8 protein-coding genes are annotated in these 11,621 nt (G+C 37.4%); 5 read left to right on the top strand and 3 right to left on the bottom strand.

Going from position 1 to position 11,621, the window contains the following annotated elements; all coding sequences use genetic code 11:
- Positions 1-39: 39 nt before the first annotated feature.
- The gene (locus tag IEV57_RS02560; RefSeq protein WP_188439317.1) at positions 40-261 is read right to left on the bottom strand and encodes a hypothetical protein; all 222 of its coding nucleotides are present in this window, start codon (positions 259-261) and stop codon (positions 40-42) included.
- A gap of 308 nt (positions 262-569) precedes the next feature.
- Between IEV57_RS02560 and IEV57_RS02555 the strand changes: the two genes are divergently transcribed.
- The 5 genes from IEV57_RS02555 to mnmC2 all read left to right on the top strand — a co-directional run bounded on the left by IEV57_RS02555 (position 570) and on the right by mnmC2 (position 5,535).
- Positions 570-2,753: a heavy metal translocating P-type ATPase gene (locus IEV57_RS02555; protein ID WP_188439315.1), complete on the top strand. Its 2,184-nt coding sequence runs from the start codon at positions 570-572 to the stop codon at positions 2,751-2,753.
- 21 nt (positions 2,754-2,774) lie between these two features.
- Positions 2,775-2,978, top strand: coding sequence for a heavy-metal-associated domain-containing protein (locus tag IEV57_RS02550; RefSeq protein WP_188439313.1), 204 nt, complete (start codon positions 2,775-2,777; stop codon positions 2,976-2,978).
- A 56-nt stretch (positions 2,979-3,034) separates the two neighbouring features.
- Positions 3,035-4,279 carry a M16 family metallopeptidase gene (locus tag IEV57_RS02545; protein ID WP_188439311.1) on the top strand — a complete coding sequence of 415 codons (1,245 nt, stop codon included), beginning with the start codon at positions 3,035-3,037 and terminating at the stop codon, positions 4,277-4,279.
- Positions 4,280-4,366: 87 nt separating this feature from the next.
- Entirely contained in the window at positions 4,367-4,849 is a 483-nt protein-coding gene (gene ispF / locus IEV57_RS02540) for a 2-C-methyl-D-erythritol 2,4-cyclodiphosphate synthase (RefSeq protein WP_188439310.1), read from the top strand.
- Between the two features lie 2 nt (positions 4,850-4,851).
- Positions 4,852-5,535, top strand: coding sequence for a tRNA (5-methylaminomethyl-2-thiouridine)(34)-methyltransferase MnmC2 (mnmC2, locus tag IEV57_RS02535; protein WP_188439308.1), 684 nt, complete (start codon positions 4,852-4,854; stop codon positions 5,533-5,535).
- A gap of 131 nt (positions 5,536-5,666) precedes the next feature.
- Here the strand turns inward: mnmC2 and IEV57_RS02530 are convergent, their stop codons facing one another.
- The gene (locus IEV57_RS02530) at positions 5,667-6,917 is read right to left on the bottom strand and encodes a glycosyltransferase (protein ID WP_188439306.1); all 1,251 of its coding nucleotides are present in this window, start codon (positions 6,915-6,917) and stop codon (positions 5,667-5,669) included.
- Positions 6,918-6,973: 56 nt separating this feature from the next.
- The gene (locus IEV57_RS02525; RefSeq protein ID WP_229744209.1) at positions 6,974-11,317 is read right to left on the bottom strand and encodes an AsmA family protein; all 4,344 of its coding nucleotides are present in this window, start codon (positions 11,315-11,317) and stop codon (positions 6,974-6,976) included.
- Positions 11,318-11,621 lie beyond the last annotated feature (304 nt).

Genomic DNA, 11,621 nt, shown 5'->3' with positions numbered 1-11,621 from the left:
CTCAGGACATTTAAAAAGATTTATCGCTGTTTATCAATTCTAAACTCTTACTAGTTTTAATAACGGTTCAAAAGCATAAAGAGCAGGCCTTCTACCTGATGATTCTTCGATAGTTCTTATAAGCTCTTTTTCTAAAAGCATGCGTGTGAATCTAGCTGCTGTTGGACCCGGAATCCCACTTTTTGAAGTAAATCTGTTATTTCTGAAAATTGGATATGTAAAAATATAATCTAGTGCATTTAAACTCCATTTGACGTTCATATATTTCAATAAATGATTGTCAAGAATGTTTGACGTTCATAATTAAACATCAAAATGAAAGACAATACATAATACACGGTTTTAGAAGGGTAGCTTTACTTGTAGAATTTAGATCATTCTTAATATTTATCTTTTCCCAATCTAAAGTTATTTCAATGTCGAATTAATGATCAGAAAAAAAAGAAACATTATGATATTTTCGAAAGGTGTCAATTAAAAAAACGGTGCTTTGCTGTTTATTAAAATCAAAAATTATGTAAGTCTGGCAGCGTAAAGGATTCTACCTTTACAAACCAAAGCATAAAAAAATGAAAAAGAAAGAAATTCCTGTAGATGGAATGAGCTGTGCCGCTTGTGCCATTTCTATCGAAAATACATTAAAGAATACCCCCGGAGTCAAAGTTGCCCATGTCAATTATGCCAACCATGCAGCAACATTGGAATGGGAAGAAAAAGAAGTAAGCTTAGAAGATTTACAAAACCATGTACGGTCAACTGGCTACGATCTCCTTATTGCGGATATCACGCAGGAGGAACTTGATGAAAAGCAGAAGGAAGCCTATCTCAATGTAAAGAAAAAAACAATCTATGCTGGGATTCTGGCGTTACCTGTATTTTTGATTGGGATGTTTTGGATGAATATGCCCTATGGAAATTACATCATGTGGGCATTGACGACACCGATATTGTTGGTTTTTGGCAATCAATTTTTCAAAAATGCCTGGAACCAGACTAAGAATCTGACAGCAAACATGGACACCCTTGTCGCCATCAGTACCGGAATAGCCTATCTATACAGTAGTTTCAATACATTTTTCCCAGAATACCTCAGCCAAAAGGGGATAGCGCCACATGTCTATTTTGAAGCTGCTGCAGTTATTCAATTTTTTATTCTCTTGGGAAAAACCTTAGAAGCAGGTGCAAAAGCGGGAACAGGTGAAGCGCTTAGAAAATTGATGGGACTGCAACCAAATGATTTGACAGTGCTGGAAAATGACAAAGAAATCATCAAAAAAACAAACGAGGTAAGACTAGGAGAAAAAGTGCTGATTAAACCTGGCCAAAAAATCCCCTTGGATGGCAAAGTCATCGAAGGTGAATCTTATGTCAATGAAAATATGCTAACAGGAGAACCTATTCCAGTCATGAAGACACTTGACTCCAAAGTTTTTGCAGGTACTATCAATCAATCTGGAAGCTTTGTCTTTGAGGTCGAAAAAGTAAGTGCCAACACATTATTATCTCAAATCATTAGCAGAGTAAAAGAGGCACAAGGCTCCAAAGCTCCCGTTCAAAAGCTGGTAGATAAAATCGCCTCTATTTTCGTCCCTGTAGTTTTATTGATTGGATTGATTACGCTTTTGGTCTGGGGATTTAGCGGTGTGGAAGAACCTTGGCTTAGAGGAATGCTTGCCATGGTGACAGTATTTGTAATCGCTTGTCCATGCGCACTTGGACTCGCCACTCCAACTGCCATTATCACAGCGATGGGACGAGGTGCCGAGATGGGCTTTTTGATCAAAGATGCCGAAAGCTTGGAAAAAGGAGTTAAAATAGACACCATCATCCTAGACAAAACCGGCACCATCACAGAAGGGAAGCCGAAAGTCTCCACCTTCCGACAAACTCAATATTATAATTCCGCTGACGCAAAAGCACTTTACAGTTTGGAAAAGAAGAGTGAACACCCACTTGCAAGTGCTATATCAGCCTATCTAAATGAAGAATTGGTCACGATTCAAAACTTCAAAAGTATCACAGGTAACGGTGTCAAAGGAGAATTTGAAGGTAAATCCTACAAAATAGGAAATCTAAAATGGTTGAAAAATGAAGGACTTGGGCTTGATGAAGATCTAGAAGCTGAAGCAAATCAAGCTTTAGAAGAAGGGGCTATTGTCGTCTTCGCTGCCAAGAACGAGCAAATACTTGGCTTCTTCAAAATTGCCGATCAGATCAAAGAAAATTCCAAAAAAGCTATCAGCCGATTGCAGGAGATGGGTATAGAAGTTCATATGGTAACCGGTGATCAGCAGAAGACTGCTTCCTATATTGCATCACAAGTTGGCATAGACCAAGTCGCTGCAAGCATGCTTCCGCAAGACAAGTCACAATACATCAAAACGCTTCAAGCCAAGGGTAAAAAAGTCGCGATGGTTGGAGATGGAATCAATGACAGTGAAGCATTAAGTGTGGCAGATTTGAGCATCGCGATGGGACAGGGAACTGACATTGCCATGGATATAGCTGAGATCACCTTGGTTCATTCTGATCTGAATCACATTCCTCAAGCGCTCGGATTGACAAAAAAAACCGTAAAAATCATCCGACAGAATCTCTTTTGGGCATTTATCTATAATGTGATTGGAATTCCTTTGGCCGCGGGGGTGTTATTTCCTGCCTTCGGATTCCTTCTCAATCCAATGATTGCAGGCGCTGCGATGGCTTTATCATCTGTTTCCGTCGTGGCAAATAGTTTAAGATTAAGAAAATAATTGACTTTAAATTTAAAAAATATGAAAACGCAACAATTCAAAACAAACGTAAAATGTGGCGCTTGTGTCGCTACGATCACTCCTGAAATGGAAAAAATAAATAACGCAACTTGGAAAGTGGATCTTTCACATCCTGATCGCATTTTGACCGTAGAAGGAGAGGTGACAACCGAAACGATCATCGAAGCCATTGAAAAATCGGGATACAAAGCGGAAAGCTTTTAATTAAACAATTTTCAGTCATTTTACATTAATTGTTTAGCTTTGCTCAAAATAAAAATATGATTAACTACCAACAATTCGTACTGGATAATGGCTTGCAAGTGCTGGTTCACGAAGACCACAGCACCAAAATTGCCGTAGTCAACATCCTGTATAAAGTTGGCTCTAGAAACGAAATCGCTGGAAAAACCGGTCTTGCACATTACTTCGAACACTTGATGTTTGGAGGCACGAAGCATGTACCTGTTTTCGATACAGCTTTGGAGAAAGTTGGTGGCTCTTGCAATGCATTCACAAATACAGACATTACCAATTATTATATCACTTTGCCGGCAGTAAACATTGAAACTGCTTTTTGGCTAGAGTCTGAGAGAATGTTGCACTTGAGTTTGAGCGAAAAGACCATCGAGACACAAAGGAAAGTGGTTATCGAAGAATTCAAGCAGCGCTATCTCAACCAACCTTACGGGGATGTATTCCATCACCTCAGAGATTTGGCTTATGATAGACATCCTTATCAGTGGCCTACGATCGGAAAAGATATAGAAGATATCGTCAATTACAAAAAGGAGTTTGTAGAAGAGTTCTACTACACTCACTATCGCCCTGACAATGCCGTCATGGTAGTTGCTGGAGATGTCACGCTAGACCAAATTAAAAAACTATCAGATAAGTGGTTTGCTGATATCCCTTCTGGAAAAATCCCTAAGAAAACCATCACAGAGGAACTTCCTCAAGTAAGTAAAAAAGCTATCACCATAGAAGCAGATGTCCCAACTGATGCACTTTACAAAGTATATCACATGCCGGGAAAATTGCAAGAAGGGTATTTGGAAGCTGATTTGATTACTGATATCCTAGGGTTCGGCAGATCTTCGACACTCGAGCAGCAACTTGTCAAAAACGGAAATATCTTCGCTTCAATTGGTGGATATGTTTTGGGCACAGTGGATCCTGGATTGATGGTGTTTTCTGGAAAGATGGAAAAAGGACAAAGTGCAGAGGCTGCCGAAAAAGCTTTGGACGAGGTGGTGGAAGAATTCAAAAAGAATACCATATCAGATAGCATCCTCCATAAAGTAAGAAATCAAGCAGAAGCGATGAAAACTTATGAATCCATTCAGCTTTTGAATAGAGCGATGAGCTTGGCATATTATGCACATTTGGGCAATCCTGATTTGCATGAATTGGATTATCAGAAGAAAATCCAAATCCCTTCCGAAAAGATTTTGGATTGGGCTAATACAATTCTGAGAGAAGAAAATTCTTCTGTCATCTATTATAAGAGTAAAGCTTCGAGTTAAGGTTGAGGTAAGATACAAGAGGTAAGACCGAAGATATAATAGCCAAGAAATAAGAAAAATCACACGATTTAATTTAATTTAAATAAAATGGGAAAAATTAGAGTTGGATTCGGATATGATGTGCATCAGCTGAAAGAAGGTTACGACTTTTGGTTAGGTGGAATACAAGTGCCACACGAAAAAGGTGCAGTTGGGCATTCGGATGCAGATGTGTTAATTCACGTTATCTGTGATGCACTTCTAGGTGCAGCTAATTTGAGAGACATTGGTTTCCATTTTTCAGATACAGACCCACAATACAAAGGAATAGACAGCAAGATCTTGCTTAAAGATGTGATGCTTTTGATTCGTGAGCAAGGCTATGAAGTAGGAAACATTGACACGACAATCTGCCTTCAACTCCCTAAGGTAAATCCACATATTCCTGAAATGAAGAAATGTTTGGCAGAGGTGATGGGGATTGAAGAAGATGATATTTCTATCAAGGCAACTACGACAGAAAAACTTGGTTTTGTAGGCAGGCAAGAAGGCGTTTCTGCCTACTGTGCAGTATTGATCGAAAAGAAATAAATATGGCAAAAGAAGTCAAAATCATCACAACCGAAGACGGTTCTCATTCTTTGTTTTTACCTGAAATCAACGAAGCATATCACTCTTTCCATGGTGCATATCGGGAATCCGTACACGTTTTTATGCTTTATGGATTAGAAAGCTGGTTTGTACGCAATCAAGGCGTTCAGCCGATCAGAATCTTCGAAGTGGGTTTTGGAACAGGCTTGAATGCTTGGCTTTCTCTAGTTTGGGCAGAGCAAAATAAAACTCCAGTATTGTATCACAGCATAGAACCTTTTCCATTGGAAGAGAAAATATACAGTCAGCTGAATTATACCAAGATCGATGAAACGATCATGCATTATGAGCCATTTTTTCAGATTATCCATCAGGAGCCTTGGAATGAAGGTGGAGTAGTGACGGAATATTTCAATATGAAAAAAGACAGTGTCGGATTGGAAGAGGCACAACTTTATCCATGCGATGTAGTATTCTACGATGCCTTCGCACCCAATAAACAACCTGAGTTATGGACAAAGGAAATGCTGTCTAAAGTCGTCGATGCAATGAATCCAGGTGGAGTTTTCGTTACTTATTCTGCAAAAGGAAAATTAAAAAGAGATTTGGAAGAATTAGGATTAAAAGTAGAAACGCTGCCAGGACCTCCAGGAAAAAAAGAGATGACTAGGGGGGTGAAAATCTGATATACGGAGATTAAACTCTTATTTAATTATACCGAATATTAGTGGAAGAAGTGAAATAAGGTGGAAATACTGTACGAATATGCCTTCGGCGAAATATGTGATTCACTTGGATTTAAATATTTAAATTAAGCTTATTTCATGTTATCAAATCCTTCGACAAAAATACTTTCTATTTTTTCAATAGTCTTTTGAATTCCGTTTTCCTTATCTAATTCCAACTTGAGCTGAATGGCTTTTTCATACCTTTTTTCAATTATTAAAAGGTCCTTGACTGATTCTAAGAAGCTTCTTTCTGTCATTTTGCCTAATGGAACAGGCTTCACTGCCAACCCCATTTCGAATGATACTTTTCCCCAAAATGCTTGGTCACCGATCGGATAAAGTATGGGACAAATCATAAAAGGCTTACCCGCACGAAGGCATTCCGATGTTGTACCTATACCTCCATGATGTATAATCGCTTTTACTCTCGGAAACAATTTTTCATAAGGAGCATTGTCAATTATCTTTATATAGGAATTATTTTCAAGATTTTCCGTGGAGTCAAAACCCCAACCTTTGACTATAACAAACCTTACATTTAATTGAGTGGACAGCTTTAAGATCGCTTCTTGCAAATCAAATTTACATTTGAAAGGCATACTTCCGAAAGTAACAAGAAGTGGTGAATCTCTCTTCTCAAGAAACTCTTGCAGGTCCTCAGGCAGATCCTCTTCTGTTTCCTCAAACCAAAATCCAGAGAATTGAGATGAGTCGGGATAATCTTTTGGGGTTGGTAAAAATAGCTCACTCAAATTATAAATATTCTTGACCTCAGGAAGTTGGTATTTCTTCGGTAAATTAAAATTTGCCCTGAATTCTCCGATTGGCTTAGAAAGTAATTTGATACTTGCGTTTGCTAGTTTAAAGCTCAACCTATTCATGAATTTTGGAATGGGAATTCCGCTTAGTGCTGGATTTGCAAATTCTTTTGTGGGCTCTACAATAGGCAACAAAGATGCTCGAATCATCTTTTCAGGAAACTGATCTGCAAAGGTATCTGCCAAAGTTTTGACATGGTAAAGGACGATATCGCTGTCTTTTGCCAAAGCATAAAATATACTAAGTGAGTTGGTAATTAATGGATAAATCCATGTTTTTAGATTCCTTTTGATGGTAAATGGATTGGCTTTCATCATTTTCTTCCCTTCATCGGAGGCCAATACTTCTTGAAAGTCTGCTTCTACAGGTTGGAATCCAATCCCGTAAGAATTGACAAGGGATTCAAAGTTTTTTGCTGTTGATAAAGTTACTTTATGACCTCTTGCTTGGAGGGCTTTGCCCAAAACAGCATAAGGCTGAACATCTCCACGTGTTCCCAATGTCAAAATCGCAATCTTCATCTTCTAGATATTTTATTCGCTAATGACTATTTCAACACGTCTTTAGGGAAAAACCACTACTTCTCATCTTCTTTCCTTTTTAAGATTGGTAATTTTTTCGGTGGTTTGGCTTGTCCAAGACCAAGACTTCCCTTCAAGCCAGACAATGTTGTGGTCCACCAATAATTGAAGATGAATTTTTCAGTATTGCGAGGTTCGTAGATCGATCCACGAACGGTATTACGAGGAAATTTACGAGGGTTGTTGCTTTTCACTGCAAATACATTCAATACAAAAGTCAATATTTTTTTTCTTCCCAATCCTCTTTCAAGTGTCCTCTCGTCCAAAAGCATCACATTGAGATCATTGTAGAGCAAGAGCATGCTTCCTTTCGCTTCTTTGTTGTCAGCAGTAAAAGACCAATCTCCACTCTGTACACGACCTTCTCTTATCCTCGCAAATGCATTAGGAACCAAGATTGAGTTGATCGATCGCAAATCAAATTCACCTATTTGTGCATTGATATTCATGGGATAAGGAGCATCAAAAGACATTTGACCTTGCAAATTGATTTGAGCTTCACCGTTTAGCTTAGCCATTGCCAGTAAATTAGCGTTTTTGATTTCATATTCGGCTGGATTTTTTCCTAAATGAAAGGGGTAAACAGCAGCATAGAGTTCAGAAAAATAAATCTCTCCTGGAACCAGACCCTTTTCAGGAAACTCTACATATCGAATATTACCATTTCTTAATTGTAATGTGTCTAGTTGAGCGACAATGCCAACTTGCTTCATCAGTTCTTGAGGCATGAATTTATAAACGCCTTGAGGAAGTGGAAAACGCTTATCTCTGTAAATGGTCGCGTCAAGATCCAATACTTCAAGTAAAACTGCACTCAGCTCCTGCCTTTCAATCAAACGTGGCAAATCTGGGTGGTGGATAATTATTTCGGGAATGAAAAGTTCTATCACATCTACTTCCTTGCCAACCTGCCTGGTGTATGAAAAACGACCCATTCTTGGTTTCATACTGACATTTTGAAGCGAAATCCTATCATTTGAGACAGTTGCTAGACCAATCTCAATGACATTCATGCTGTCTTTAGTCAAAAATTTATAATCAGGTAGATTTATTACAAAAGCCTTCTCAAGAAGATCTAACTTATCGAAACCAGACATGTTGTCAAGGTCAAATTTAAGCTCATCTAGAGAAATATTGAGTCCCTTAAAATGCTGTGGTTCTTTAGAAGAGTTTTTATCAAAGAAAGCTAAATTACCTTCCACAATTTCAAATTCATCAATCCGAATCGTTTCCAAAACAGATTTTATATCTTCCTCTGCTTCTTCTTCAGTTTTTTCAGCCTTAACTTCATCTAAGAAAATCTCAATATCAGGTCTAAATAATCTTAACTCACTAATCCATAAATCTTTCCGCATTTGAATATCTGCAAGAGCCGAAGTCTTTATCAAAGCGGTGGGTACATGCCCAGAAATCACAGGAATCCCAGGCTTGCCAGAAAGAGAATGAGGTATAATTCTTAAATTATTTAATAGAATTCCTTCATATCGTGTATCCAATTCTACCTTTGAAAAAGTGACTCTATGCACACTGTCTGAGAGCGTCAGCCAAAACTCATCTATATCTAAGGCTAAGCCACCAAAAAACCCGGAAATATCTCCCTTAGCCAGAACAGTAGAATCCAACATAAAATCGAAAATAGACAGATTAATTCCTGTTTTGACTAACTCACTTCTACTCCCTTGCTCTTGGTATGAAAGGCTGAAGTTGGCATTTTCAGCAGAAACGGTATCGATGGTGATGACATTGATTGTTTTGGGTAAAATTCGCTCTCGGTTTCTCTGTCTATTGCTGACTTCTTTATTTTCAAAATCTCTGTCTACTAGAATATTTACCGAAGAACCTGAAAACTTTACTTTTTTGAGATTAAGATTATTTTCAAATAGAAATGATTCCAAATCAACCCCCGTAAATGAGAGTGTTGGGATTACAGCTGAGATTTGTGTCTTTACATCTGCCTGTCTACTTGGTGTCAGCCTAACATTGGACGTGATGATTTCTTCTCTCGAAGTATTAAAATTAATCCTGTCAGCGACAATATTGTACTTCCCATCTGCAATGCTAAAAACGTAATTATTCAAACTCAAATCTACTTCCTCAGAAAATAAAGACCTGAAATCTTCCGAATCTGTATTTTGATCGATAAAGAAATTCTTCACTGCAATACTCACATTATCTTCAGCAAATGTCCTCAATCTATCCCTTATGGTATTTTCATAGTTAAGGCTTCCTTTAATCAAAATCAGAGAGTCTACAGATACTTCTGTAAAGTAATTTTCTAATAAATTCAAAAGCTCCTCTCTTTCAACTTTCTCCTCATTTTCTTCATCTTTTGATCGGTAAGTATAAATATTGATTTTTGGAGAAGGAATGCGAATTTGATTGATGTTCAGTTTTTTATTAAAGTAAGCCTCTGAAATATCAACTCCAACAGCGGTAAACCTTGGAACATAAATATCCAAAGCTGTATGTTTATCATACCTATCAAGGGCTGTTTGAATCTGACTTGGCGCAAAGGGACGAATTGAAAACCCATCGATCTGAACTTGGGAAGATTTTGTATCTAAGAACAGCCTATCTGCCTTGAATACATGGAGATTATCCGCCAATTTCAAAGCATAATCAGTCAGCTCGATTTGCAATTCTTCAGCGAAAAAGATATCCCTATTTCCATATCGATCTACTTTTTCATCAAGAGCAAATTTCTCCAAAACAAAACTAACCTTCCCAAAGGAAAGACTATCTTGCCTCACTCTCAAGTTGTTATCAACAACCAAAGACCCTTCATTTACTTCAAAGCGATCAACATATATTGCTTTCAAAAAATCTTCTGTCAAATCCTGAAGATCAAAAGGTTTTCGCTCTTGGTTATTTCCTTGAACATCCCTCAAAATTATTTCAGGTCGATTGACATATATTTCCCGTATATCGATGATCCCTTCATTATAAATCTTTCGAAGATCTGCCTCATTTAGCTGCAACTCTGGAATATTGATTTCAAAAAGGGTTCTATCGTCATTTGTATTGCCGTTTTCCTCAGGCAAGATTTTCATTCCTGTAATCTCTATTGCATCAGTAAAAGAGGATAAAGAAACAAAATCACCTTTGATCATATGAACCTTATCTCCAAGAGCTACTTCTACTTCACGAAGCTCCAAAGCAGCATCTTGTGCATAAAAAAACTGATTGATTTTCCTCTTTTCATCAGGACCGACATAGACATTTTGCATCATGAAGTCTATCTCATTTGCCTTTATCCTGTGATTTGCTTGATCTTGATAATCTCTCTGAACAAATTTCCCCTCAACAATTTGAAGGTCTCTGATTGCAATGGATCCCAAAATACCTTCTATCAATTCATAAAGATCAAAAATGCCTTTATCGGATTTTTGCTGTACTCCAGCAGAATAAAGGCTAAACTCAGGTCTCAAAAGCATTAGCGCTCCAATATCTACTTCAGAGGTATAGAAAACTTTGTTGATATCAGCTTCTGTGAGATTTAAATCCTCTAATTTTACTTCGAAATAGTTTGTCGACTTTTGGGTTAAGTCTGGAATAATATCTACTTTTTGAACTTTGATAAATTGCTCCAATGATGAAATATGCACTTCGGAAGCCCGAACAGTATGAACCGAATCAGCCAGTAGGATTTCGAAGTTTTCTAGATCAAGAGCAAAACCTTCCGCATTGAATGGTGTCTCAGGATCTCGTTTTTTCAAAAGCTGAATATCCTTGAGCTGAACATGTGCATTTTCTACTTGAATAGCTCTTTGAGAAATAAAATTTTGCAAAAGTAAATCCGCATCATCCACAAAAAGATTCTTGATTCGGATTTCTTCTAAACCCAAATCTCCAAAGGTCTTCTTAATTTCTTCCTCTAGCAGTTTCAAAGCTGAAGTTTCACCTTCATTAAACAACTCTTCAAGTTCATCTTCAAGTCGGAATTCGATAGAAGGGCTTGTCAAATTGATCGCCCCAAGTTGAAGCTCTTTCTTTCTGAAAAGATAATTGAGTCGAGTAATGGAGATTTCTGGAGCTGAAATTTTGTAATAAGGGATATCTGTCAATTCTGCAAAAGCTTCTTCTACAGGAATTAGGGAAAAACCTTTTAAAATCACCCCTCGCTGAAAAAGTGAGATGTAGAATTTGTCAAAATCAATTTCGTACTTCTCTCCGGATGCTTCACTGACTTTTTGCTTCAAATAGCTCCGAAGAAAAAAGTCGGAAGTAAAATAAATGACCACTTGTAAAAACAACAAAATCGACAAAACAATCACAAGAGGTTTGAGAAATCTCCTACCTGCATGATTTGATTTTTTTGATTCTTTTTTTGCTTGACTCATAGTGCTTTCTACTAAAGTAAAAGTAATACAAATCATGTGCAAAAGAAGAATTTGCTCGATTTATCACAACTGATATTTGCTAATTTTGCATAAAAAAAGCTATGAAATAGAATTCCATAGCTTAGTCAATTAACAATAAACCCAAAATAACCTGCTGATTGATAAGGATTCGAACCTCTTTTCTATTTATTAAAGAACCGTGACCAACTCACTTCAAACAGTTGAAAGAAACTTTTTTTTCTTATTACTCTACAAATATACGCACTAAATTTTATTCTTGAAAATATTACAACTTATTGGCTAA

The sequence above is a fragment of the Belliella aquatica genome (genome assembly GCF_014637795.1).
Lineage (GTDB): Bacteria > Bacteroidota > Bacteroidia > Cytophagales > Cyclobacteriaceae > Belliella > Belliella aquatica.
Note: the sequence above shows the minus strand (reverse complement) of the source record. Positions and strands in the feature narration are given on the sequence as shown.

Excerpts from the sequence above, each read along its gene's own strand:
- IEV57_RS02560 (WP_188439317.1), bottom strand. The coding sequence starts at position 261 with ATGAACGTCAAATGGAGTTTAAATGCACTAGATTATATTTTTACATAT.
- IEV57_RS02550 (WP_188439313.1), top strand. The coding sequence starts at position 2,775 with ATGAAAACGCAACAATTCAAAACAAACGTAAAATGTGGCGCTTGTGTC.
- IEV57_RS02525 (WP_229744209.1), bottom strand. The coding sequence starts at position 11,317 with ATGAGTCAAGCAAAAAAAGAATCAAAAAAATCAAATCATGCAGGTAGG.
- IEV57_RS02530 (WP_188439306.1), bottom strand. The coding sequence starts at position 6,917 with ATGAAGATTGCGATTTTGACATTGGGAACACGTGGAGATGTTCAGCCT.
- ispF (WP_188439310.1), top strand. The coding sequence starts at position 4,367 with ATGGGAAAAATTAGAGTTGGATTCGGATATGATGTGCATCAGCTGAAA.
- IEV57_RS02545 (WP_188439311.1), top strand. The coding sequence starts at position 3,035 with ATGATTAACTACCAACAATTCGTACTGGATAATGGCTTGCAAGTGCTG.
- mnmC2 (WP_188439308.1), top strand. The coding sequence starts at position 4,852 with ATGGCAAAAGAAGTCAAAATCATCACAACCGAAGACGGTTCTCATTCT.
- IEV57_RS02555 (WP_188439315.1), top strand. The coding sequence starts at position 570 with ATGAAAAAGAAAGAAATTCCTGTAGATGGAATGAGCTGTGCCGCTTGT.